Genomic DNA, 24340 nt, shown 5'->3' with positions numbered 1-24340 from the left:
CCCACCCCTCGGCCCGAGGCCTAGAAGGGGGGCTCGTCCGAGTAGCCGCCGCCACCGCCGCCGGAGTTTCCACCCCAGCCGCCGCCACCGCCGCCGCCCTGGTTGCCACCGGCGGGAGCGCCGGTCGCCCACGGGTCGTCGGCGGGAGCGCCGCCGCCCTGCTGACCGCCGCCGGAGCCACCGCCCCAGCCGCCGCCACCCTGGCCGCCACCGCCACCGCCGCTGTAACCGCCCTGGCCACCGCGGCCGGCACCGCCGGCGGTCTTGGTGACCTTGGCCGTGGCACTGCGCAGGCTGGCGCCGACTTCCTCGACGTCCAGCTCGTAGACCGTGCGCTTGACGCCCTCACGGTCCTCGTAGGACCGCTGCTTCAGCCGGCCCTGCACGATGACGCGCATGCCTCGCTGGAGCGACTCGGCGACGTTCTCCGCCGCCTGACGCCAGACCGAGCAGGTCAGGAACAGGCTCTCGCCGTCCTTCCACTCATTGGTCTGACGGTCGAAGGTGCGGGGGGTGGACGCGACACGGAACTTCGCGACCGCCGCACCGGAAGGGGTGAAGCGCAGCTCGGGGTCGTCGACAAGATTGCCGACGACCGTGATGACGGTCTCGCCTGCCATGGGGAACCTCTCGGCGGGTTTGCTCTGGCTGCTTGGTTGCTGCTACTCGGATCCCGAGATCGACTGAGCGGAAGCTCAGTGGGTCTCGGGGCGGAGGACCTTGGTCCGGAGGACCGACTCGTTCAGGTTCAGCTGGCGGTCGAGCTCCTTGACGACCGCAGGCTCGGCCTGCAGGTCGATGACCGAGTAGATGCCCTCGGGCTTCTTCTTGATCTCGTACGAGAGCCGACGACGGCCCCAGGTGTCGACCTTCTCCACCTTGCCGTTGCCCTCACGGACGACGGAGAGGAAGTTCTCGATCAGGGGGGCGACAGCGCGCTCCTCCAGATCGGGGTCGAGGATGACCATCACCTCGTAGTGACGCATGTGGAACCCACCTCCTTTGGACTCAGCGGCCACGGTCGTTCCGTGGCAGGAGGGTTGTGATGCGTACGCAACGGTATCGGCCGCCACTGACAATCGGGGCTCCCTCGCGGTAGACCCGGTCGTGACATGGGCAGACACCTTGCAGACGGTACAGACTACCCGCACACCGGCTTCCGGTTGAAATCCGGCCTCGGGGACCGTCACTCTGTACACATCGGGTGTGTATGGCGCTACGATGCGCCGCCTTCCGCAGGAGGTGCCCTATGGCACAGGCAATGCGACCCAACACCGCCGGAGGCCTTTTCGCCACGGACGGAAAGCCCCACCCCCTCCAGGACACGCTGCTCGCGGTGACCCTGGTGCTGGGCATCACGGCGTTCGTCTCGGCGATGTTCCACAACCTGCACCTGCTCAGCTCCTGGACCGGCCTGGTGGGCATCCTCACCGGCGCGTACGGCCAGTGGATCTCGGAGACGACCAGGGAGCGCTTCGGACTGATCCTCGGTCTCGGCGCCGCCGCGGTCGGCTTCTTCCTCGGCATGGCGCACGGCGGCCTCTTCGGCGGGGTCATCAACTGACGCCACGGGCACCGTCCCCTCAACACCACCCAAAGCACCGCGGAACGCCCCGGCGGCCTCTGAGCCGGGGCGCAGGTTCCGTACGCCCAGTCAGGGCGCTCGCCAGGCGCAGTAGGCTTCGGCGCGAGAGCCGGAGCCCCTGTACCCATGGGGACACACCAGCCCGAGGAGCGCCCCGAATGAGCCTGACCCTGAGGACGATCAGTCGCGAGCAGCATCTGGCATACATCCAGAGCCTGCCGTCGGCGAGCCACATGCAGGTTCCGGCCTGGGCAGACGTCAAGGCGGAGTGGCGCTCCGAGAGCCTCGGCTGGTTCGACGAGAAGACCGGCGAACTGGTCGGCGCGGGTCTCGTCCTCTACCGTCAGCTGCCCAAGATCAAGCGCTACCTCGCCTATCTGCCCGAGGGCCCGGTCATCAACTGGTTCGCGCCGAATCTGACCGAGTGGCTGGAACCGATGCTCGCGCACCTCAAGCACCAGGGCGCCTTCTCCGTGAAGATGGGCCCGCCGGTGATCATCCGGCGCTGGGAGGCCACCTCCATCAAGGCGGGCATCCAGAACCCGGACGTGAAGCGGCTGCGGGACATCGAGGCCGACTTCATCGAGCCGCGCGCCTTCGAGGTCGCCGACAAGCTCCGCCGGATGGGCTGGCAGCAGGGCGAGGACGGGGGAGCCGGCTTCGGTGACGTCCAGCCGCGCTACGTCTACCAGGTGCCCCTCGCGAACCGCTCCCTGGAAGAGGTCCACAAGAACTTCAACCAGCTGTGGCGCCGCAACATCAAGAAGGCCGAGAAGGCCGGCGTCGAGGTCGTCCAGGGCGGCTACCAGGACCTTGAGGAATGGCAGCGGCTGTACGAGATCACGGCGGTCCGTGACCACTTCCGGCCCCGCCCGCTGTCGTACTTCCAGCGGATGTGGACGGCCCTCAACACCGAGGACCCGAACCGGATGCGGCTGTACTTCGCCCGGCACGAGGGCGTGAACCTGTCGGCCGCGACCATGCTGATCGTCGGCGGGCACGTCTGGTACTCCTACGGCGCCTCCGACAACATCGGGCGTGAGGTCCGGCCCTCGAACGCGATGCAGTGGCGGATGCTGCGCGACGCCTACGCGCTCGGCGCCACTGTCTACGACCTGAGGGGCATCTCCGACTCTCTGGACGAGACCGACCACCTCTTCGGCCTGATCCAGTTCAAGGTGGGCACGGGCGGCCAGGCGGCCGAGTACCTCGGCGAGTGGGACTTCCCGCTCAACAAGCTGCTCCACAAGGCGCTCGACATCTACATGTCGCGCCGCTGACGTCGCGTTCTTCGCTTCAATAGTTCGCACACCTCTGATACACCGCAGCCACTAGAAAGGTTCCGGGTCCGGCCATGGCGCTCACGCTCTACGTCGACACCGCGCGCTGGCGGGCGCACCACAAGCACGTGCAGGAGCAGTTCCCGGGGCTGGTCCCGGTCTGCAAGGGCAACGGCTACGGCTTCGGGCACGAGCGGCTGGCGGAGGAGGCGACCCGGCTGGGCTCGGACGTCCTCGCCGTCGGCACGACCTACGAGGCCGCGCGGATCAAGGACTGGTTCGGCGGTGACCTGCTGGTGCTGACGCCGTACCGGCGGGGCGAGGAGCCCGTGCCGCTGCCCGACCGGGTGATCCGCTCGGTGTCGTCGATCGACGGGGTCTACGGCCTGGTGGGCGCCCGCGTGGTCATCGAGGTGATGTCCTCGATGAAGCGGCACGGCATCAGCGAGCAGGACCTGCCGCAGTTGCACTCCGCCATAGAGAACGTTCGCCTCGAGGGGTTCGCGATCCACCTGCCGCTGGACCGCACCGACGGCTCGGACGCCGTCGAGGAGGTCATCGGCTGGATGGACCGGCTGCGCGCGGCCCGGCTGCCGCTGCACACCATGTTCGTCAGCCACCTCAAGGCCGAGGACCTGGCCCGGCTCCAGCAGCAGTTCCCGCAGACCCGCTTCCGAGCCCGCATCGGAACCCGGCTGTGGCTCGGGGACCACGACTCCACCGAGTACCGCGGCGCGGTCCTGGACGTCACCCGGGTCTCCAAGGGGGACCGCTTCGGCTACCGGCAGCAGAAGGCGGCCTCCGACGGCTTCCTGGTCGTCGTGGCGGGCGGCACCTCGCACGGAGTGGGCCTGGAGGCCCCGAAGGCCCTGCACGGCGTCATGCCGCGCGCCAAGGGCGTCGCCCGCGCCGGCCTGGCCACGGTCAACCGGAACCTTTCTCCGTTCGTCTGGGGCGGCAAGCAGCGCTGGTTCGCGGAGCCGCCGCACATGCAGGTCTCCATCCTCTTCGTCCCGTCCGACGCCCCTGAGCCGAAGGTCGGCGAGGAACTGGTGGCCCATCTGCGGCACACCACCACGCAGTTCGACCGCATCGTCGACCGCTGAGACGTCGTAGAGGAAGCAGGAAGGCCGTACAGGGACTGCCCTGTACGGCCTTTCGTGTGTGACACCCAGGGGTGTTCGCTCAGAGCGAACGGTCAGTGGCCCCCGGATCGCTGCCCCACTCCACCTGCGGTCCGTCGAAGTGCGCGGCGTGCCGGGGCGGATGGGCGGCGGCGCCGAGGACGAAGACGTCCTCCGCGCCGTCGAGCACACCGCCCGAGGGGTCGTCGTCACCGGCCAGCCGCACCACGTCCCGCTCCGGCATGAGGATGTCGCGCAGGACCATCGCGCACAGGTACGCCGTGCCCAGCAGGTGCAGTCCGATGGCCCAGTGGTAGCCGTCCGTCGGCAGGCCCTTGTGGGCGTTGCCGCTGGTCGTGTAGGCGAGGTACATCCAGATACCCAGGAAGTACGCCACCTCGCAGGCCTGCCAGATCAGGAAGTCCCGCCACTTGGGCCGGGCCAGCACGGCCAGCGGCACCAGCCACAGGACGTACTGCGGCGAGTAGACCTTGTTGGTGAGGATGAACGCGGCGACGATCAGGAACGCGAGCTGCGCGAAACGCGGTCGGCGCGGGGCGGTCAGGGTGAGCACGGCGATGCCCACGCAGGACAGCAGCACCAGCAGTGTGGCGAGCGTGTTGACGGTTTCGGTGCTCATCGGGTCGCTGGAGTTCTGGGCCAGGATCAGCCAGAAGGAACCGAAGTCCACGCCCCGCTCCTGGCTGAACGTGTAGAACTTCGACCAACCGTCGAAGGCAAAGAGCATCACCGGCAGGTTCACCACCAGCCAGGAGACGACGGCGCCGCCCAGAGCCTTGCCGAAGTCCCGCCACTTGCCCGCCCGCCAGCACAGCACGAACAGCGGGCCGAGCAGGAAGACGGGATAGAGCTTGGCGGCCGTGGCGAGCCCCAGGAGGACACCGAAGGCGAGTGAGCGGCCCCGCGCCCACATCAGCATCGCGGAGGCCGTGAGAGCGCCCGCCAGCAGGTCCCAGTTGATGGTGGCGGTCAACGCGAAAGCGGGCGCCAGCGCGACCAGCAGACCGTCCCAGGGGCGACGGGCGTGCGTACGGCTCACGCAGACCACGATGACGGCCGCGCAGACCATCAGCATCCCGGCGTTGACCATCCAGTACCACTGCTCCTGGTCCTGGATGCTGCCGCTGCCGGGCGTCAGCCAGGCGGCGACCTCCATGAACACGCCGGTCAGCACCGGGTATTCGAGGTACTGCATGTCGCCGGGGAGCTTGTCGAAGTAGGGGACGAGTCCGTCGGCGAAACCGCGGCCCTGGTACAGGTGCGGGATGTCCGAGTAGCACGCGTGGGTGTACTGGGAGCTGGCGCCGAAGAACCAGCCGCCGTCGTAACAGGGAGCCTTCTGGACCAGGCCCAGCGCGAACACCCCGATGGCCACGAGAGCGATGACCCGGACAGGGTTCCACCAGGACGTCCCCAGCAGAGCGCGGCACCCGAGAGGGCCACCGATCAACTCGCTGCCACTCCTGGCGACCTCGTCGTCCTTGGTCGGACGCACTAGGTCCGACTCGTGCACGCTCGCTGGCGTCGATTCAGCACTGGGCATGGCCCACATCCTGCCGTACGAGGCTGGGTGTACGCCGAGGGCCGCCGCACCTGGTCGGTGCGACGGCCCATGTTTCACGTGAAACACCCTCGACGGGGCATATGGCGGCTAACCGCCCGATCCGCTGAAGAGGCCTCCATTGCCGTTGCCCTGGTTGCCGTTCTCATCCGTCGGCGTGGCCGTCGGTGTCGAGGTCACCCCTCCGTCGGTGCCTCCGTTGTCCGTGCCACCCGAGTCGTCGCACTGCCACGAGAACCGGCAGCTCTCGCTCGCCGTGGGCGTCGGAGTGATGAAGGACTGGCTGGGCGTCGGGGTCGGAGTCGGAGTGGCCGACTCGGTCTCGCTGGGCGTCGGAGTGGGCGTCGGGCTCGGTTCCTCGTTGACGATCTGACCGATGGGCTCCGGCGTCGGGAAGTCGATCGCCTTCTGGCCCTTCAGCGCCTGTTCCATGTAGTCGTGCCAGATCTCGGACGGGAACGAGGCACCGTGGATCTTCTCCTGGCCGCCCGTGCCGTACATCTCCAGGAACGTACGGTTCTTCTTGGTCTCGTCGTCGTCCAAGCGGAACATGGTGATCGCCGTGGACAGCTGCGGGGTGTATCCGACGAACCAGGCGGACTTGTTGCCGTCGGTGGTTCCGGTCTTGCCGGCCACGTCACGCCCAGTCAGCTTGGCGTTGGTACCCGTGCCCTTGTCGACCACGGTCTTGAGGACGTCGGTGACGTTGTCGGCGACCTTCTTCTCGAAGGCCTGCTCGGGCTTCGCCTTGTGGGTGAAGACCTCCCCGTCCTTGCTGGTCACCCTCTCGACCGAGTACGGCTCGTTCTGCTTGCCGCTGGCCGCGAAGGTGGCGTACGCGCCCGCCATCCGGATCGCACTGGGGTCGGAGATGCCGATGGAGAAGGACGGGAAGTTGGTGCCGGCCAGGCTGTTCTCCTTGAGGCCCGCGTCCATGGCCGCCTCCTTCACCTTGTCCAGGCCGACATCCATGCCGAGCTGCACGAAGGCGGAGTTCACCGACTCCCGCATCGCCTCACGAAGGTCGATCTGGTACTTCGGCGGAGTGCCGTAGGACTGCTTGCCGTCGTTCTCCTGGAGCCACTCCTTGCCCTCCTCGTTCTTCCAGACCGAGCCGTCGTAGTTCTCGATCTTGAGGTCGTTCTTGCCGCTGAACAGGCTCTTCGCGTTGACGACCGTGCGCTCGTCCTGCGCCTGGCTCTCGCCGAGATCGGGATCGCGGACGCCCCACTTCATCGCCGCGGCGAGCACGAAGGTCTTGAACGTCGAACCGACCTGGGCACCGGTGGAGTCGCAGTTGTTGGTGAAGTGGGTGGTCGCGTCCTCGCCGCCGTAGCAGGCCCGGATCGCACCGGTGGACGGCTCGACCGACGCCCCGCCGAACTGGACGAAGGTGTCCTTCGCCGGCCGCTTCTTGGGGTCGATGTTCTCCTTGCGGACCTTCTTGACCGCTGCCTCGAGCTCATTGACCTTCTTCTTGTCGAAGGTCGTGTAGATCGAGTAGCCGCCCCTCTGGAGCTGGTCCGCGCTGATGATCTTGTTGTTCACCAGGTAGGCCTTGGCGAGGTCGACCAGGTACCCGATCTGTCCCTTGAGCTGGGTGTTGGAGCGGGGGTTCTGCACCTTGGGAAGCGAGGTGTACTCGGCCCGGTCCGTCGCGCTGAGATGGCCGTACTCGACCATCTTGTTCAGGGTGTCCTGCATCTGCCGCAGGGCCCGCTTGCGGTTGGCGTCGGGCGTGGCGTTGGTCGGGTCGATCGAGGTCGCGCCCGCCGGGTCGTAGTACGTGGCGCCCTTCAGCATGGCGGCCAGGAAGGCGCACTCACCCGGGTTCAGCTTGACGGCGTCCTTGTTGAAGTACGCGCGCGCCGCCGCCTGGATGCCGTAGGCGTTGCGGCCGTAGTAGGCAGAGTTCAGGTAGCCCGCCATGATCTCGTCCTTGTCGACCGTGGCACCCACCTTGATGGAGATGAAGATCTCCTTGAACTTGCGGGTGACGGTCTGGGACTGGTCGTCCAGGCGCGCGTTCTTGACGTACTGCTGGGTGATGGTGGAGCCACCCTGGGTGTTGCCGCCCCTGGCCATGTTGAACACCGCGCGGGCGATGCCCTTGGGGTCGATGCCGCTGTCGGTGTAGAAGGTCTTGTTCTCCTGCGAGACGACGGCGTACTGCATCGCCTTCGGGATCTGCGCGAGGTTGACGATCTGGCGGTTGGTCTCGCCACCCGTGGAGACCATCTCGGTGTCGTCGGACCAGTAGTAGACGTTGTTCTGCGACGTCGCGGTCTCGGCGACGTTCGGAACGCTCACCAGCGCGTAGCCCACGCCGGCGATCGCGACCAGGCCTCCGATGAAGCCGATGAACAGGCCCGTCACCAGCTTCCAGGACGGCACCCAGCGCGCCACGCCGTACTTGCCCGCGCGCGGATAGTCGATGAACCGCTTCTTGCCGGCCTCGGACGCGCGCCCCCTACCGGTCGGCGCGCCACGCCGGCCTCCGGGGCCCGGTTCCGCCCCTCTGCGGCGACCACCGCCGCCCGTGCTTCTCTGGGCCGCACGGCGGGCCTCGGCACGGCCGCCGTACTGACGTTCCTCGCCTCCGGGACCGTACGAAGCCGACTCCTGGGAGCTGGTCCCATAGGAGTCGGCAAGAGACCCGGTGGCGCCTCGCGGAGCCGCGCGGCGGCCGGAGGACGAGCCGGACTGGCCGCGTCGGGCCGCGGCACGTCCGCCTCCCTGCGGCTGCGGCGGTTTGCGACGGTGCTCGCTCATCGAACGACTACTCCTCGGGCAGGCGCACCCTTGCGCGCCTGGAAACGGCGGCTGGTTTCCGGTCCCCCCGAAGTACGGATGCGGTCGGTCGCGCATTCATCCGTACTGCACCGGGACAGCGACGCCCCCCAGGCGTCACTCGCTTCCCGGTGGTGTGCATGCCGCACAGACTACGCACCGTCAAAACCCGCCGAGCCCCGAAGTTCACCCCAAATCAGGCAACTTGGTTCACATGAATCATTGATGTGATCCCGTTCACCGTCCCCCCACTTGTCGCTTCCGGAAGGCCGTTCTATCGTCTTGATGTATCGAGTCGATACATCGGGGCGAGACAGTGACGAGGAGGCGACGATGAGCCGGCGTTCCGGGATCCTCGAATTCGCCGTGCTCGGCCTGCTCCGTGAGTCCCCGATGCACGGCTACGAGCTGCGCAAACGCCTCAACACGTCACTGGGTGTGTTCCGTGCCTTCAGTTACGGCACGCTCTACCCCTGCCTCAAGACGCTGGTCGCCAACGGCTGGTTGATCGAGGAGCCGGGGCACACCACCGAGGACGCCCTCGCCGCACCACTCGCAGGGCGTCGGGCCAAGATCGTCTATCGGTTGACGGCGGAAGGTAAGGAGCATTTCGAGGAGCTGCTCTCGCAGACGGGTCCCGACGCGTACGAGGACGAGCACTTCGCGGCTCGTTTCGCCTTCTTCGGGCAGACCTCGCGCGACGTCCGCATGCGAGTCCTCGAAGGCCGGCGCAGCCGGCTGGAGGAGCGCCTGGAGAAGATGAGTGCCTCGCTGGCACGCACCCGGGAGCGCCTCGACGACTACACGCTTGAGCTCCAGCGCCACGGGATGGAGTCCGTGGAGCGCGAAGTGCGCTGGCTGAACGAGCTCATCGAAAGCGAGCGGGCAGGCCGGGACCTCAAGGGTCCCGGCCATGGAGAAACCGCTCGCGACACCACAGAGGGAGCGCCGGGCGTCCTGCCCCGGCCCGGGGACACCCCCGGTCCGGATACGCCCGGCGACACCGCCACGTGAGGTCCCTGCCAGGGCCTCACTCGTACACACAGGGAGCAACCGGAATGGGTTCGGTTCGCGTAGCCGTCGTCGGCGTGGGCAACTGCGCCGCGTCGCTGGTTCAGGGAGTCGAGTACTACAAGGACGCCGACCCGGCGTCGAAGGTCCCCGGGCTGATGCATGTCCAGTTCGGCGACTACCACGTCCGTGACGTCGAGTTCGTCGCGGCGTTCGACGTCGACGCGAAGAAGGTCGGTCTCGACCTCGCCGACGCCATCGGGGCCTCCGAGAACAACACCATCAAGATCTGCGACGTGCCGAACACCGGCGTGACCGTCCAGCGCGGTCACACCCTCGACGGCCTCGGCAAGTACTACCGGGAGACCATCGAGGAGTCCGCCGAGGCCCCGGTCGACGTCGTCCAGGTACTCAAGGACAAGCAGGTCGACGTCCTCGTCTGCTACCTGCCCGTCGGCTCCGAGGACGCGGCGAAGTTCTACGCCCAGTGCGCCATCGACGCCAAGGTCGCCTTCGTCAACGCCCTCCCGGTCTTCATCGCCGGCACCAAGGAGTGGGCGGACAAGTTCACCGAGGCGGGCGTCCCGATCGTCGGTGACGACATCAAGTCCCAGGTCGGCGCCACCATCACGCACCGCGTCATGGCGAAGCTGTTCGAGGACCGCGGTGTCGTCCTGGACCGCACGATGCAGCTGAACGTCGGCGGCAACATGGACTTCAAGAACATGCTCGAGCGCGACCGTCTCGAGTCCAAGAAGATCTCCAAGACGCAGGCCGTCACCTCCCAGATCCCCGACCGGGACCTCGGCGAGAAGAACGTCCACATCGGCCCGTCCGACTACGTGGCCTGGCTCGACGACCGCAAGTGGGCCTACGTCCGCCTCGAGGGCCGCGCCTTCGGTGACGTCCCGCTGAACCTGGAGTACAAGCTCGAGGTCTGGGACTCCCCGAACTCCGCCGGTGTCATCATCGACGCCCTGCGCGCCGCGAAGATCGCCAAGGACCGCGGCATCGGCGGCCCGATCCTCTCGGCCTCCAGCTACTTCATGAAGTCCCCGCCGGTCCAGTACTTCGACGACGAGGCCCGCGAGAACGTCGAGAAGTTCATCAAGGGTGAGGTCGAGCGCTAAGGCTCACTCAAAACGCTCCTGCCAGGGCTACAGAGGGTCCCCGGGTGGTATCGCCCGGGGACCCTCGCCGTATGTGAGGCTGTGCCCCATGCCCGTCGTCCGCGATCTGCGTGTCCTTCTCCGCTTCCGGGACTTCCGGCGCCTGCTCACCGTGCGCCTGCTCTCCCAGGGCGCGGACGGCGTCTACCAGATCGCCCTCGCCGCGTACGTCGTCTTCTCCCCCGAGAAGCAGACCTCGGCCACCGCGATCGCCTCCGCCATGGCGGTCCTGCTGCTCCCCTACTCCTTGGTAGGCCCCTTCGCCGGTGTCCTCCTGGACCGCTGGCGCCGCCGCCAGGTCTTCCTCTACGGCAACCTCGTGCGCGCCCTGCTGGCTTCGGCGACAGCCGTCCTGATCCTCAGCGACGTCCCGGACTGGCTCTTCTACGTCTCCGCGCTGTGCGTCACCGCGGTCAACCGCTTCGTCCTGTCGGGCCTCTCCGCGGCACTGCCCCGTGTCGTCGACGAGGAGCGGCTGGTGATCGCCAACTCCCTTTCCCCAACCGCCGGAACGCTAGCCGCGACCGCGGGAGGAGGCCTCGCCTTCGTCGTACGGCTCCTGGTCGGCGACTCCGACGCGGCGGTAGTGCTGCTCGGCGCCGGGCTCTATCTGTGCGGTGCCCTCGCCGCGCTGCGCATGCCCCCGGAACTACTGGGCCCCGACCGTGAGTTGATCCAGCCGCGTCTCGGCACGGCGCTGGCCGGAACCGCCCGCGACCTGATCGCCGGCGTACGGCATCTGGCGGCACCCTCGCGCCGGTCCGCCGCCCGGGCTCTCTGTGCGATGTCGCTCATGCGGTTCTGCTACGGCGCTCTGCTTGTCATGGTGCTGATGCTCTGCCGGTACGCCCTGACGTCCGATCCGGACGACGGGCTCGCCCTGTTGGGCCTGGCCCTGGGGATCTCCGGCGCCGGTTTCTTCGTCGCCGCCGTCATCACGCCCTGGGCGGTGGGGAGACTCGGCCCCGAGCGCTGGATCGTCGTGTGCGCGACCGTCGCCGCAGTGCTGGAGCCCGTCCTCGGACTCCCCTTCGCCACCGCCCCCATGCTCATCGCCGCGTTCATCCTGGGCCTCGTCACCCAGGGCGCGAAGATCTCCACCGACACGATCGTGCAGTCCTCCGTCGACGACGGATTCCGGGGCCGGATCTTCTCCGTCTACGACGTGCTGTTCAACATCGCTTTCGTGGGGGCCGCCGCCGTAGCCGCGCTGATCCTGCCGCCGGACGGCCGCTCGGCAACTCTCGTGATCGCTGTCGCCGTCATCTACGGAACAGTGGCTGCGGCGATGGCGAAAGAGCGACGGATGGCCACGGAACGATGAAGGGCGATGTTTCACGTGAAACACCGCCCGGGTCGCTGCCATGGGGGTCATGTTTCACGTGAAACATGACCCCGTTTCACGGCCTGATCCCTGCTCGGCCCACGTCAGCCCTGCTCGGCCCACCACGCCTTGAGTGCGGCCACCGCATCGTCGTGCTCCATCGGCCCGTTCTCCAGCCGAAGTTCCAGCATGTGCTTGTAAGCACGTCCCACCTCGGGGCCGGGGCGCACGGCAAGGATCTCCATGATCTGGTTGCCGTCCAGGTCGGGCCTGATCGAGTCCAGCTCCTCCTGCTCCTGAAGCTGAGAGATCCGCTCCTCCAGCCCGTCATACGCACGGGACAGCGCGGCCGCCTTGCGTTTGTTCCGGGTCGTGCAGTCCGAGCGGGTCAGCTTGTGGAGCCGGTCGAGCAGCGGACCGGCGTCACGCACATACCGGCGAACCGCCGAGTCCGTCCACTCTCCGGTGCCGTACCCGTGGAAGCGCAGATGGAGCTCGACGAGCCGGGAGACGTCCTTCACCAGTTCGTTGGAGTACTTGAGCGCCGTCATCCGCTTCTTGGTCATCTTCGCGCCGACCACCTCATGGTGGTGGAACGAGACCCGGCCGTCCTTCTCGAAGCGGCGGGTACGCGGCTTGCCGATGTCGTGGAGCAGCGCGGCCAGGCGGAGGGTGAGGTCAGGCCCGTCCTTCTCCAGTGCGATGGCCTGCTCCAGGACGATCAGCGTGTGCTCGTAGACGTCCTTGTGCCGGTGGTGCTCGTCGCTCTCCAGCCGCAGGGCGGGCAACTCGGGCAGCACGTAGTCGGCCAGGCCGGTGTCGACGAGCAGTGCCAAGCCCTTGCGCGGGTTCGCGGAGAGGATGAGCTTGTTCAGCTCGTCCCGGACCCGCTCGGCCGAGACGATCTCGATGCGCCCTGCCATCTCCTTCATGGCGGCCACGACGTCGGGGGCCACCTCGAAGTCGAGCTGAGCCGCGAAGCGGGCCGCGCGCATCATCCTGAGCGGATCGTCGGAGAAGGACTCCTCGGGGGTGCCCGGCGTGCGCAGCACTCGTGCCGCGAGGTCTTCGAGACCGCCGTGCGGATCGATGAACTTCATCTCCGCGAGGGCGAAGGCCATCGCGTTCACCGTGAAGTCCCGCCGGACGAGGTCCTGCTCGATGGAGTCTCCGTACGACACCTCGGGCTTGCGTGAGGTCCGGTCGTAGGCCTCGGACCGGTAGGTGGTGACCTCGACCTGGTAGCCGTCCTTCTGTGCCCCGACCGTGCCGAAGGCGATCCCCACCTCCCACACGGCGTCGGCCCACTTCTTGAGGATCTTCAGCACATCCTGCGGGCGGGCGTCGGTCGTGAAGTCGAGATCGTTGTCCGGCCGGCCCAGCAACGCGTCCCGGACCGGCCCTCCGACCAGCGCCAGGGAAAAACCGGCGTCCTGGAAGCGGCGAGCGAGGTCGGCAGCGACGGGAGGGAACCGCAGCAGTTCTTTCACCGTGCTGCGATGCTCCTGGCTGAGGACACTGAGATGGGTTTCGTCGGCGTTCGGCACAACAAAAGAGGGTACGTGGCGCGGGCGGCCCGGAGCGCCTCCATTAAACGTGCACAGACTCGCCGTCCGGACCTGCACAAGGTCTGCTCCGAAGACTCACGGGGGCACTCCTCTTTATACGTGCACATTCGGGACAGCGCAGTGGTGTCTCCCGATCTTGTGGAGCAGTCCGCGGCACTTCCCCTCAGCGCGCATCGTTACCATGCGTGGACGCACATTCCGACGACCACTGACGACGACGAGGGACGGGCGAGCGCGTGGCCGAGGCGGCAGACTTCCAGGGGACCAGTCCCTCACCTGCCCGCCGCTGGCTGCGGCGCACCGGGGCCCTGCTGGCGGGGGTGCCGCTCCTGGCCGGCCTCTGCCAGTTGCCCGCCGCCGCACCGGCCCAGGCCGCCGACGACTCCGGCTCGGTGTCCGTCGCCGTCGACACCCTCAGCCCCAGCGTGCCTACGGACGGTGACACCCTCACCGTCTCGGGCACAGTGACCAACAACGGCAAGCAGCCCGTCACAGCCGCACAGGTGGGACTGGGGGTGGGCCCCGAGCTGTCCACCCGCTCGTCCATCGACCAGGTCACCGAGGACAGCGACTCCCTCCAGGGCCCGACGGGATCGGAGGTCGGCGGCAAGTACGTCGCGAAGTTCCCGAAGCTGACCCCGGGAGTCGCTCAGCCCTTCTCCCTCTCCGTCCCGGTCGACGAGCTGGACCTCGGCGATGCCGGCGTCTACCAGCTCACCGTCTCCCTTTCGGGCAGGACGGCCGCTCAGCCCTGGGACCGGGTGCTCGGCGTCCAGCGGACGTTCCTGCCCTGGCAGGACGACGAGGCGGACCCGAAGACGAAAACGACGTTCCTGTGGCCGCTGATCTCCAGCGTCCACATGACGGCGGAGACCGGGTCGAACGCCCAGCAGACGCCGGTCTTCCTCAATGACGACCTCGCCGAGGAGATCTCGGCGGGCGGCCGGCTGGACCAGATGCTGTCCCTGGGCGAGGACCTCGACGTCACCTGGGTGATCGACCCGGACCTGCTGGCCTCCGTCGACGCGATGACCCGCAGCTACCGGGTGCAGGGTGCGGGCGACACCACCACGCCCGGCACCCACCAGGCGGTCGCCAAGCAGTGGCTGGCGAGACTTCAGAAAGCGGTGGAGGGGCAGGAGGTCGTCGCACTGCCCTTCGCCGACCCCGACCTCGCCTCCCTCGCCCACAACGGCACGAGCGTCACCGGCTCGCTCAGCCACCTCGACGAGGCCACCGACGTCGCGGTCACCACGGTGAGGACCGTGCTCCACGTGACACCGAGCAGCGACTTCGCCTGGCCCGTGAACGGCGCCGTGGACCCGTCGATCGTCAAGGTCGCCACCTCCGCGGGCGCCGACAAGGTGATCGCGCGCAGCGACAGCCTCCAGGAGACCGGTGGTCTGTCGTACACGCCCTCGGCGGCCCGCCCCATCGGCGGCGGCACCACGGCGGTCGTCGCGGACGCCCGGCTGTCGACGGCGTTCCAGGGCGATCTGACGAGGGCGTCCGCCTCGACGCTCGCCGTCCAGCGGTTCCTCGCGCAGAGCCTCGCTCTCGGACTCCAGACGAACAAGCAGCGCAGCATCGTCGTCGCCCCGCAGCGCATGCCCACGGCGAGCCAGGCCGCCGCCATGGCCGAGGCGATCAACGCGCTGCAGAGCGGGAACTGGTCCGAGCCCCAGAAGCTCACCGCGGCCGCCGCGGCCAAGCCCGACCCCGGCGCCACCACCAAGGTGCCCCCGGCATCCGCCTATCCCGCCTCGCTGCGCAAGCAGGAGCTGCCGAAGGCGGCCTTCCAGCAGATCGCGAGCACCCAGGGCAAGCTCGACAACCTCAAGGTGATCCTCTCCGACCAGTCCCGCGTCGTGACCCCCTTCGGGCGGGCCATGAACCGCGAGATGTCCACGTCGTGGCGGGGCCGTCCCGGCGAGGCGAGCAGTTTCCGCGACGATGTCGAGTCCTACCTCGACGGACTGACCTCCCAGGTCAGCCTGATCGACAAGTCGGAGACCAAGCTCTCCGGCCGCAGTGCCACGATCCCCGTGACGGTCCAGAACAACCTGGTGCAGGGTGTGGAGCACCTGAGGCTGCGACTGACCTCGCTGAGCCCGAACCGGCTCGAGATCGGCGGCTCCTCCTACTACGAACAGCCCGTCGAGGTCTCGGGCGGCCACAGCCAGACGGTGAAGTTCACCACCACGGCCAACGCCAACGGCCAGGCCTCGGTGGTGGCCCAGCTGTACACGGAGGACGGCCAGCCGTACGGCGACGCGGTCAGGTTCGACGTGAAGGTCACGGAGTTCACGGCCACGGTGATGCTGGTCATCGGCGGCGGTGTCCTGCTGCTGGTACTGGCAGGATTCCGGATGTACACCCAGCGCAAGCGCGCGGCCGCCCGTGCGGCCGAGCAGACCGGCCCCGACGACGAGACGGCCGAGACCGTGGATGGCCCGGAGAACTCCGAGGGCCCCGAGGACCGTCTCACCAAGGAGTCCGGCACCGCCGGGCCCGGGGCGGAGGGCCCCGAGCAGCCGAGTGACCTGACAGCGGACACCGCAGCGGAAAGCGCCGACCCGTCCGGCACGGGTGAGAGAGTGGACCGTTGAGGATGTCGTGGCCGGTGGGCCCGGGACGATGAGGTGGGGTAACCATGAACGCGCCGTACGAGGGTGACAGCCAGGGCGCGGGCAGCTCGGGTCGCCCCGAGGGCCCGCCGCCCGAGCACGGCCAGGTGCCGCCGCAGTCGCCCGCGGACATGTACCTCCAGGACGCCTACGACCAGGACCCCTACCGGGGACAGGACCTCCACGCCCAGGACCCGGTCGCCGAGGCCCTCTACGACCGTGCCGCGCACCCCCCGCCACCGCCCGGCACCTACCCGCCCCAGCAGCCCCTGTACTCCCAGCCGCCCCAGTCCCCGTACGCCCCCGACCCGCAGGTCTGGGCACAGACCCCGGCTCCCGAGCCGGAGGGGCCCACGCAGTACCTGCCGTACGGCGACAACCCGCGCACCACCCAGTTCGTGGGCGTCGACGACCTGGTCACCCAGGCCGGCGAGGAGCGCCACGAGCCGGACGCCTTCGCGCACCTCTTCCGCGACCAGCAGCAGGGCGGCGGCCGCCCGACGGATCCCCCGTCGGTGCCCGGACCGGCGCCGGCTCCTGGCGGACCGTCACAGGCCCCTCAGTTCCAGGCACCCGTGGCTCCGGCGCCCGCGGCCGACGAGACCATGAACCTCGGCACGGCGCCGGCCCTGGCACAGACGGCCGCCGAGGCCCCGGCGGCTCCCTCCGCTCCCGCCAAGAAGGGCGGGAAGGCGGGCGGCCTGCTCAAGTCGAGCGCCGTGATGGCGGCCGGCACGATGGTCTCCCGGCTCACCGGCTTCGTGCGCTCGGCGCTGATCGTGTCGGCGCTCGGGACCGCCTTCCTGGGCGACTCCTTCCAGGTGGCCTACCAACTGCCGACCATGATCTACATCCTCACCGTCGGCGGCGGCCTGAACTCCGTCTTCGTACCGCAGCTCGTACGCGCCATGAAGGAGGACGACGACGGCGGTGAGGCGTTCGCGAACCGGCTACTGACGCTCGTCATGGTGGCCCTCGCCGCGCTCACCGCCATCACGATGTTCGCGGCGCCGCTCCTGGTGCGTGCGCTCTCGAACTCGGTGGCGTCCAATCCCGCGGCCAACGACGTCGCCATCACCTTCACCCGCTACTTCCTGCCCTCCATCTTCTTCATGGGCATCCATGTGGTGATGGGACAGGTCCTCAACGCACGCGGCAAGTTCGGCGCGATGATGTGGACTCCGGTCCTCAACAATGTCGTCATCATCGTGACGCTCGCGATGTTCCTGTGGGTGTACGGCACCGCAGAGCACTCCGGCATGAGCGTCACGAACATCCCTCCGCAGGGGCAGCGGCTGCTCGGCGTGGGCATCCTGCTCGGTCTCGTGGTGCAGGCCCTCGCGATGATCCCCTATCTGCGCGAGACCGGATTCCGGCTGCGGCTGCGCTTCGACTGGGAGGGCCACGGCCTGGGCAAGGCCGCGATGCTCGCCAAGTGGACCATCCTGTTCGTCCTCGCCAACCAGGCGGGCGCCCTCGTCGTCACCCAGCTCGCCACCGCCGCCGTCGCCGACACGAAGATCCCCGGCACCGGTTTCAGCGCCTACGCCAACGCCCAGCTGATCTGGGGACTCCCGCAGGCCATCATCACGGTCTCGCTGATGGCCGCCCTGCTGCCGCGCATCTCGCGCTCGGCCGCTGAGGACGACGCCGGTGCGGTGCGCGACGACATCTCCCAGGGTCTGCGCACGACCGCGGTCGCGATCGTGCCGATCGCCTTCGGCTTCCTGTCCCTCGGCATCCCCATGTGCACGCTCATCTTCGGCTCGTCGGGCACCAGCGCGGCCACGAACATGGGGTACATGCTGATGGCCTTCGGCCTGGGCCTGATCCCGTACTCGGTCCAGTACGTCGTCCTGCGCGCCTTCTACGCCTACGAGGACACCCGGACGCCCTTCTACAACACCGTGATCGTGGCAGCGGTCAACGCCGCTGCCTCCGCGGTCTGTTACGCGGTTCTGCCGCCTCGCTGGGCCGTGGCCGGCATGGCCGCCGCCTATGGTCTGGCGTACGCGATCGGCGTCGGCGTGGCCTGGCGCCGCCTGCGCAAGCGCCTCGGCGGCGACCTGGACGGCAAGCGGGTCCTGCGCACCTACGCCCGGCTCTGCATCGCCTCCGTACCGGCGGCCCTGCTCAGCGGGGCGGCCTGTTACGGCATCGGCCACACCCTCGGTCAGGGCGTGATCGGTTCGTTCGCCGCGCTGATCGCGGGCGGAGCGGTCCTGCTCGGGATCTTCTTCGTCGCCGCTCGCAAGATGCGCATCGAGGAGTTGAACTCACTGGTCGGCATGGTCCGGGGGCGTCTGGGGCGCTGAGCCGGGGGTACGCGCACAACCATCGTCCGCCACCGTGTGTCGTGCATAGCGGCGGACTGTGGGCACAATTGGATTCTGCGTCGCACGGCGCGCAATGAATGGGGAGGCAGGGAACGACGGTGGCGGAACGGAGCACGGCTGCCGTCGACGTGGCAGACACCAGCGGTGACGAACCGCTGACCGCCAAGGCGGACCAGTCCACGGCCGACGGCGTGGCCAAGAACCGGGAGCGGGACACGGAAGACGTCGAGGCACAGGGGCAGGGGAGTGGCGGGACCGAGGGTTCTGGCAAGGCGTCACCGCCGGAGTTGCACAGCGGCCACAAACTCGCCAGACGCTACCGTCTCGAGGAGTGCGTCACCCGTCTGGACGGGTTCAGCAGCTGGCGTGCCGTAGACGAAAAACTCCGTCGGGCCGTGGGCGTGCACATCCTGCCCGCGGACCATGCGCGGGCGCGTTCCGTACTGGCCGCGGCCCGTTCCTCCGCGCTGCTCGGCGACCCCCGGTTCGTCCAGGTCCTGGACGCCGTCGAGGAGAACGACCTCGTCTACGTCGTCCACGAGTGGCTGCCCGACGCGACCGAGCTGACCACGCTCCTCGCCCCCGGCCCGCTGGAGGTGTACGACGCCTACCAGATGGTCAGTCAGGTGGCCTCCGCGATGGCCGCGGCCCACCGTGAGGGCCTCGCGCACCTGCGGCTGAACCCGAACGCGGTGCTGCGTACGTCGAGCGGACAGTGGCGCATCCGGGGCCTGGCCGTGAACGCCGCGCTGCGCGGCGTCAGTTCGGAGACCCCGCAGCGCGCGGACACCGAGGCGATCGGTGCCCTTCTGTACGCGGCGCTGACCCAGCGCTGGCCGTACGAGAGCGACGCCTACGGGCTGGCCGGCCTGCCCAAGGACGTCGGTCTGATCGCACCCGACCAGGTGCGGGCGGGTGTCCACCGTGGGCTGTCCGAGCTGTCGATGCGGGCGCTCGCCAACGACGGTGCCACTGCCTCCCGGCACGAGTCGGCGTGCACGACGCCCGAGGAACTGGTCAAGGCGATCGGGGAGATGCCCCGCATCCGCCCGCCGGAGCCGACGTTCACGGCACCGCCGGAGTACCAGCGCACGACCTACCAGCAGGGCACGTACGGCCGTCCGGCGCCGCACCCCGGCGTCACCCAGGCGATCGCGCCCCCACCCCCACCGCTCCAGAGCCGCACCGGCCGAGCCCTCAAGTGGGCCGTCTCGGCCCTCCTCATCGCCGCGCTGGGCCTGGGCAGTTGGCAACTCGCGGACGCACTGATGGAACGGGGCGGCACGTCCGACGACAACCAGAGCCAGACGACTGACGACGGCGACAAGAACAGCACGGCGCCGAAGCCGACGAAGACGCTCAGCATCGAGAACGCCCAGGAGTACGTGGCCGAGGGCGACGCCCAGCACCCCGGCGATGTGCAGCTGACGTACGACAACAGCATGACCACGGGCTGGCGGACCAACAGCTACAAAGACGGTCCGAAGATAGTGATCAAGCCTGGCGTCGGCATCGTCTACGACCTCGGTTCCTCCCAAGAGGTGTCGGCCGCGACCCTGTCCCTCCGGTACGGCGGTAAATACACCACGGCCGAGCTGTACGCTGCCGATTCACTCACGCCGTCCTCGTTGGACGCCATGAACAAGATCGGCTCGGCCACGACCGATGGCACCACGGCCACGATCAAGGTCGGCAAACCGGTGAAGTCGCGGTACGTGCTGGTGTGGCTCACCGCGATGCCCTACTCCGGGAACGACAGCGCGAACTTCAGCACTCCCGGCTACAAGCAGGCCATCACCAACGTGAAATTCACGGGCTGAGGCGCACCGAAGGCAAGGGGAGGGGGTCCGATGGCAGATGACACCGTGTATGGCGGTACCAGCGATCAGGACCTCCTGGCCCTTCACGTGGACGGCGATCCCGACGCCTTCGGTGAGCTCGTACGGCGTCATCGGGACCGTCTCTGGGCTGTGGCCCTGAGGACGCTCGGGGACCGGGAGGAAGCCGCTGACGCCGTTCAGGACGCCCTCGTGTCCGCCTACCGTGCCGCCCACACCTTCCGGGGTCAGTCGGCCGTCACGACCTGGCTGCACCGGATCACGGTGAACGCCTGCCTGGACCGCGCCAGAAAGACGGCCTCGCGCAAGACGTCCCCGGTGGACGACACCGAGCGCCTGGAGCAGCTCCTGGAGCCCCACGAGTCCGCCTCGGCGCCCGCGGAGCGCAACGACCTCCACCGCCAGCTCCTGGAAGCGCTCGGCACTCTCCCTCCCGATCAGCGGGCCGCCCTCGTCCTGGTGGACATGCAGGGCTACCCCGTCGCCGAAGCTGCCCGCATGCTCGACGTGCCGACCGGCACGGTGAAGAGCCGCTGCGCCCGAGGAAGAGCCAGACTCCTCCCCCTTCTCTCTCACCTGCGGCCGGAAAAGGCCGGAGAGGACCGAGAAGGGCACGCAGGACGGAACCGCACGCAGGGGACATCCGTCCCACCCGCAGCGGCACCTCCGTCTGGAGGCCCGCCGGACTCGGGACCAGGCGATTCAGCTGTAGTGAAGGGCGGAGGTGGGCGAGCGTGACTTCCTCGACAGACACTGCCGGGCACCCGGATGTCGCGGAGATCTCCGACCTCACCGAAGGCCTCCTCCCCGACTCCAGGACCGCGGACGTACGTCGGCATCTGGACGAGTGTGAACTCTGCGCCGATGTACACGCGTCGCTGGAGGAGATCCGCGGGCTCCTCGGAACACTGCCGGGCCCGCCGCGGATGCCCGCCGACGTCGCCGGCCGGATCGACGCCGCCCTCGCGGCAGAAGCTCTCCTGCAAGCCACGGCTCCGGACGCGGTGAACGCCCCGGCGCCGTTGGAAAGCGCGCATGTTTCACGTGAAACATCGCCCACTGCCGATCGCCCCTCGGGCCACGCCCGGTCCGCCACCACCGGCCCCGGCCGCAAGGACAGGCAGAGGATCACCCGACGCAGGAAGGTCGTTCTGGGTGCCGTCTTCGCGGTCGCCGCTCTCGGATTCGGGTCCGTACTGCTGACGTCGCTGGACGACGGCAAGACGTCCGACGAAAGTCAGGTCTCCCCGGCCGACACCTTCTCCGACAGCACCCTCAAGAAGCAGGTCTCCCAACTCCTCACCCCGGACCGGTCCGCCACGGGCGGCTCCCGCTCTCCGGACAGCATGGGCGTGGCGACCGCTCCTGACCGCGAGCAGCCCTTCATCAAGAAGCAGCCCGTGGTTCCTCCGTGCATCCAGAAGGGCATCACCACCAACGGCACGGCCCTCGCGACCGAGAACGGCGTCTACAAGGGCAAGGACGCGCTTCTCGTGGTGCTGCGTGACCCCTCCGACAGCAACCGGGTCACCGCCTACATCATGGACGCGTCCTGCGTGAAGAACGCCCCCACCAGCACCGCGCAGATCCTGCTGAAGCAGTCCTACGCGCGCTCCTGAACGCTGACGCTTCGTCTCCGCCCTCCGTGGTATTTCGTACGGTGTGGCCTCTCCGTGTGCCCGGACACACCGGGAATGCGCGCCCCTTAGGATCCGTTGGGTGGGGTGAGAGTTCTGAGAGGGGCTCCACCGGTCCGACGACGCAGTCCAGAGACGAGGAACCAAGCCGTGAGCGACGTCCGTAACGTGATCATCATCGGCTCCGGGCCCGCCGGCTACACGGCGGCGCTCTACACCGCGCGCGCGTCGCTGAAGCCGCTGGTGTTCGAGGGCGCCGTCACCGCTGGTGGCGCCCTGATGAACACCACGGAGGTGGAGAACTTCCCCGGCTTCCAGGACGGCATCATGGGCCCCGAGCTCATGGACAACATGCGCGCCCAGGCCGAGCGTTTCGGCGCCGAGCTCGTCCCGGACGACATCGTCAGTGTCGACCTGACCGGCGAGATCAAGACCGTCACCGACACCTCGGGCACCGTCCACCGGGCGAAGGCCGTGATCGTCACCACCGGATCGCAGCACCGCAAGCTCGGCCTGCCGAACGAGGATGCCCTCTCCGGCCGCGGTGTCTCGTGGTGTGCCACCTGTGACGGCTTCTTCTTCAAGGACCAGGACATCGCCGTGATCGGCGGCGGCGACACCGCGATGGAGGAAGCGACCTTCCTCTCCCGCTTCGCCAAGTCCGTGACGATCGTCCATCGCCGGGACACCCTGCGCGCCTCCAAGGCGATGCAGGAGCGCGCCTTCGCCGACCCGAAGATCAAGTTCGTGTGGGACAGCGAAGTCGCCGAGATCCAGGGCGACCCGAAGCTGTCCGGTCTCAAGCTGCGCAACCTCAAGACCGGCGAGCTGAGCGACCTCGCGGTCACCGGCCTGTTCATCGCCATCGGCCACGACCCGCGCACCGAGCTCTTCAAGGGCCAGCTCGACCTGGACGGCGAGGGCTACCTGAAGGTGGAGGCGCCCTCGACGCGCACCAACCTGACGGGTGTCTTCGGCGCCGGCGACGTGGTCGACCACACCTACCGCCAGGCGATCACCGCGGCCGGTACCGGCTGCTCCGCCGCTCTCGACGCCGAGCGCTTCCTCGCCGCCCTCGCGGACGAGGAGAAGGCCGAGCCCGAGAAGACCGCTGTCTGACCCCCATCCCCGCCCCACCGCACCAACCAGTTAAGGAGCCCGCCGTGGCCGGCACCCTGAAGAACGTGACCGACGATTCCTTCGAGCAGGACGTCCTCAAGAGCGACAAGCCCGTCCTGGTGGACTTCTGGGCGGCCTGGTGCGGTCCGTGCCGCCAGATCGCGCCGTCGCTCGAGGCGATCGCCGCCGAGTACGGCGACAAGATCGAGGTCGTCAAGCTGAACATCGATGAGAACCCGGGTACGGCCGCCAAGTACGGCGTCATGTCCATCCCGACGCTGAACGTCTACCAGGGCGGCGAGGTCGCCAAGACCATCGTCGGAGCCAAGCCCAAGGCTGCGATCGTCCGCGACCTCGAGGACTTCATCGCCGAGTGACGTTTCACGTGAAACACGGTTTCACGTGAAACACAGTGAGGGTCCGGTCCACCAGGACCGGCCCCTCACTCGTGTGTCCGTCACAGCGGCCGCAGCGCCGGCTCCTTCTGCACCGCCCCCAGAAGGCGGTCCAGCGCCATCTCCACGTCTTCCTTCCAGGAGAGCGTGGTACGCAGCTCCAGCCTCAGCCGCGGGTACGCAGGATGCGGCCTGACCGTCTTGAAGCCCACCGCCAGGAGATGATCTGCGGGAAGCAGACAGGCGGGCTCCTTCCAACGGGCGTCACCAAAGGCCTCGATCGCTCTGAAGCCCCGCCGCAGCAGATCCTTGGCCACCGTCTGCACCATCACCCGGCCCAGCCCCTGTCCCTGGTAGCCCGGCATGATGAACGACGTGATCAGCTGAACGGCATCCGGAGAGACGGGGCTCGTGGGAAAGGCCGTCGACCGGGGGACGTACGCCGGAGGCGCGTAGAGGACGAAGCCGACCGGAACATCGTCGACGTAGACGACCCGGCCACAGGATCCCCAGTCCAGGAGGACGGCGGAGATCCAGGCCTCCTTCTCCAGGGCCGGGGTGCCCGCCTTTACCGCGGCTTCTCCGCTGACCGGGTCCAACTCCCAGAAGACGCAGGATCGGCAGCGCTTGGGGAGGTCCGGAAGGTTGTCCAGCGTGAGCGGTACGAGCCGACGCCCCATGAAGGCTGTTCCTCGCTTCCTTCGCCCGCCGCATCGCGGGCTGCCGTCAGTGCGCTCCGTTCCCTGAGCAGGCTGCCGACGAAGCCGCCGACCGCCCCCAGTCCCAGGCCTGCGCTCACCAGTCCGCTTCGGCTCATCGTTCGCATGGCCCCTGCCTCCCCTCAGAGGTACTGCCGGGTGGATGTGCCGCACCCAATCGCATCGTATCCACACACCGATTCCATCGATACCGCCTGAAAGCAAAGAGCGGGCCGTGTCCGGTACACACCGGACAC

Annotated in this window: 19 protein-coding genes; 13 read left to right on the top strand and 6 right to left on the bottom strand. The window is 68.4% G+C overall.

What is annotated here, in order from left to right; all coding sequences use genetic code 11:
• Positions 1-20: 20 nt before the first annotated feature.
• Both OHN19_RS21530 and rpsF read right to left on the bottom strand, forming a co-directional pair.
• Positions 21-620, bottom strand: a complete 600-nt coding sequence (locus OHN19_RS21530) for a single-stranded DNA-binding protein (protein ID WP_330265753.1) — start codon at positions 618-620, stop codon at positions 21-23.
• 75 nt (positions 621-695) lie between these two features.
• Positions 696-986 (bottom strand): 30S ribosomal protein S6, encoded by a 291-nt coding sequence (rpsF, locus tag OHN19_RS21525; protein WP_007383258.1) that lies wholly within the window; start codon positions 984-986, stop codon positions 696-698.
• A 263-nt stretch (positions 987-1249) separates the two neighbouring features.
• On the opposite strand from rpsF, the gene OHN19_RS21520 reads away from it, so the two are divergent.
• The 3 genes from OHN19_RS21520 (at position 1250) to OHN19_RS21510 (ending at position 3971) form a co-directional block, all read left to right on the top strand.
• Positions 1250-1564, top strand: coding sequence for a hypothetical protein (locus OHN19_RS21520; protein ID WP_037707238.1), 315 nt, complete (start codon positions 1250-1252; stop codon positions 1562-1564).
• 179 nt (positions 1565-1743) lie between these two features.
• On the top strand, positions 1744-2865 hold the full coding sequence (gene femX, locus OHN19_RS21515) for a peptidoglycan bridge formation glycyltransferase FemX (protein ID WP_020134135.1): 1122 nt from the start codon (positions 1744-1746) through the stop codon (positions 2863-2865).
• Positions 2866-2939: 74 nt separating this feature from the next.
• Complete coding sequence (locus tag OHN19_RS21510; protein ID WP_330265752.1) at positions 2940-3971, top strand: alanine racemase; 1032 nt, start codon at positions 2940-2942, stop codon at positions 3969-3971.
• Positions 3972-4050: 79 nt separating this feature from the next.
• Here OHN19_RS21510 and OHN19_RS21505 read toward each other — a convergent pair whose 3' ends face one another.
• Positions 4051-5553, bottom strand: coding sequence for a glycosyltransferase family 87 protein (locus OHN19_RS21505; protein ID WP_330265751.1), 1503 nt, complete (start codon positions 5551-5553; stop codon positions 4051-4053).
• 108 nt (positions 5554-5661) lie between these two features.
• Positions 5662-8343 carry a transglycosylase domain-containing protein gene (locus tag OHN19_RS21500; RefSeq protein ID WP_330265750.1) on the bottom strand — a complete coding sequence of 894 codons (2682 nt, stop codon included), beginning with the start codon at positions 8341-8343 and terminating at the stop codon, positions 5662-5664.
• Positions 8344-8694: 351 nt separating this feature from the next.
• Between OHN19_RS21500 and OHN19_RS21495 the strand changes: the two genes are divergently transcribed.
• From OHN19_RS21495 to OHN19_RS21485, 3 genes are all read left to right on the top strand, one after another.
• Entirely contained in the window at positions 8695-9375 is a 681-nt protein-coding gene (locus tag OHN19_RS21495; RefSeq protein ID WP_132835713.1) for a PadR family transcriptional regulator, read from the top strand.
• A 44-nt stretch (positions 9376-9419) separates the two neighbouring features.
• On the top strand, positions 9420-10502 hold the full coding sequence (locus OHN19_RS21490; protein WP_123761884.1) for an inositol-3-phosphate synthase: 1083 nt from the start codon (positions 9420-9422) through the stop codon (positions 10500-10502).
• Between the two features lie 88 nt (positions 10503-10590).
• On the top strand, positions 10591-11865 hold the full coding sequence (locus tag OHN19_RS21485) for an MFS transporter (RefSeq protein ID WP_330265749.1): 1275 nt from the start codon (positions 10591-10593) through the stop codon (positions 11863-11865).
• A 104-nt stretch (positions 11866-11969) separates the two neighbouring features.
• Here OHN19_RS21485 and OHN19_RS21480 read toward each other — a convergent pair whose 3' ends face one another.
• On the bottom strand, positions 11970-13412 hold the full coding sequence (locus OHN19_RS21480; RefSeq protein ID WP_330265748.1) for a CCA tRNA nucleotidyltransferase: 1443 nt from the start codon (positions 13410-13412) through the stop codon (positions 11970-11972).
• 257 nt (positions 13413-13669) lie between these two features.
• Here OHN19_RS21480 and OHN19_RS21475 point away from each other — a divergent pair, with 257 nt between their 5' ends.
• The 7 genes from OHN19_RS21475 (at position 13670) to trxA (ending at position 23367) form a co-directional block, all read left to right on the top strand.
• Positions 13670-16042, top strand: a complete 2373-nt coding sequence (locus OHN19_RS21475; RefSeq protein WP_330265747.1) for a DUF6049 family protein — start codon at positions 13670-13672, stop codon at positions 16040-16042.
• A 44-nt stretch (positions 16043-16086) separates the two neighbouring features.
• Entirely contained in the window at positions 16087-18375 is a 2289-nt protein-coding gene (gene murJ / locus OHN19_RS21470; protein WP_330265746.1) for a murein biosynthesis integral membrane protein MurJ, read from the top strand.
• Positions 18376-18494: 119 nt separating this feature from the next.
• On the top strand, positions 18495-20216 hold the full coding sequence (locus OHN19_RS21465; RefSeq protein ID WP_330265745.1) for a protein kinase family protein: 1722 nt from the start codon (positions 18495-18497) through the stop codon (positions 20214-20216).
• Between the two features lie 30 nt (positions 20217-20246).
• Positions 20247-20972, top strand: coding sequence for an RNA polymerase sigma factor SigM (gene sigM / locus OHN19_RS21460; protein WP_330265744.1), 726 nt, complete (start codon positions 20247-20249; stop codon positions 20970-20972).
• Positions 20969-21853, top strand: coding sequence for a hypothetical protein (locus tag OHN19_RS21455; protein WP_330265743.1), 885 nt, complete (start codon positions 20969-20971; stop codon positions 21851-21853). Before sigM ends, OHN19_RS21455 begins: the two co-directional genes overlap by 4 nt.
• Before the next feature lie 168 nt (positions 21854-22021).
• Entirely contained in the window at positions 22022-22990 is a 969-nt protein-coding gene (gene trxB, locus OHN19_RS21450) for a thioredoxin-disulfide reductase (protein ID WP_123761892.1), read from the top strand.
• A gap of 44 nt (positions 22991-23034) precedes the next feature.
• On the top strand, positions 23035-23367 hold the full coding sequence (gene trxA / locus OHN19_RS21445; RefSeq protein ID WP_003991504.1) for a thioredoxin: 333 nt from the start codon (positions 23035-23037) through the stop codon (positions 23365-23367).
• An 80-nt stretch (positions 23368-23447) separates the two neighbouring features.
• On the opposite strand, the gene OHN19_RS21440 is transcribed toward trxA, so the two are convergent.
• Positions 23448-24065, bottom strand: a complete 618-nt coding sequence (locus tag OHN19_RS21440; RefSeq protein ID WP_330265742.1) for a GNAT family N-acetyltransferase — start codon at positions 24063-24065, stop codon at positions 23448-23450.
• Positions 24066-24340 lie beyond the last annotated feature (275 nt).

The organism is Streptomyces griseorubiginosus (genome assembly GCF_036345115.1).
In the GTDB taxonomy this organism is placed as follows: domain Bacteria; phylum Actinomycetota; class Actinomycetes; order Streptomycetales; family Streptomycetaceae; genus Streptomyces; species Streptomyces griseorubiginosus_C.
The sequence above is the reverse complement of the archived record's forward strand: the minus strand, read 5'-3'. Positions and strand labels throughout refer to the sequence as shown.

Coding starts and splice junctions, on each gene's coding strand:
- OHN19_RS21530 (WP_330265753.1), bottom strand. CDS start 620: ATGGCAGGCGAGACCGTCATCACGGTCGTCGGCAATCTTGTCGACGAC.
- rpsF (WP_007383258.1), bottom strand. CDS start 986: ATGCGTCACTACGAGGTGATGGTCATCCTCGACCCCGATCTGGAGGAG.
- OHN19_RS21520 (WP_037707238.1), top strand. CDS start 1,250: ATGGCACAGGCAATGCGACCCAACACCGCCGGAGGCCTTTTCGCCACG.
- femX (WP_020134135.1), top strand. CDS start 1,744: ATGAGCCTGACCCTGAGGACGATCAGTCGCGAGCAGCATCTGGCATAC.
- OHN19_RS21510 (WP_330265752.1), top strand. CDS start 2,940: ATGGCGCTCACGCTCTACGTCGACACCGCGCGCTGGCGGGCGCACCAC.
- OHN19_RS21505 (WP_330265751.1), bottom strand. CDS start 5,553: ATGCCCAGTGCTGAATCGACGCCAGCGAGCGTGCACGAGTCGGACCTA.
- OHN19_RS21500 (WP_330265750.1), bottom strand. CDS start 8,343: ATGAGCGAGCACCGTCGCAAACCGCCGCAGCCGCAGGGAGGCGGACGT.
- OHN19_RS21495 (WP_132835713.1), top strand. CDS start 8,695: ATGAGCCGGCGTTCCGGGATCCTCGAATTCGCCGTGCTCGGCCTGCTC.
- OHN19_RS21490 (WP_123761884.1), top strand. CDS start 9,420: ATGGGTTCGGTTCGCGTAGCCGTCGTCGGCGTGGGCAACTGCGCCGCG.
- OHN19_RS21485 (WP_330265749.1), top strand. CDS start 10,591: ATGCCCGTCGTCCGCGATCTGCGTGTCCTTCTCCGCTTCCGGGACTTC.
- murJ (WP_330265746.1), top strand. CDS start 16,087: ATGAACGCGCCGTACGAGGGTGACAGCCAGGGCGCGGGCAGCTCGGGT.
- sigM (WP_330265744.1), top strand. CDS start 20,247: ATGGCAGATGACACCGTGTATGGCGGTACCAGCGATCAGGACCTCCTG.
- OHN19_RS21440 (WP_330265742.1), bottom strand. CDS start 24,065: ATGGGGCGTCGGCTCGTACCGCTCACGCTGGACAACCTTCCGGACCTC.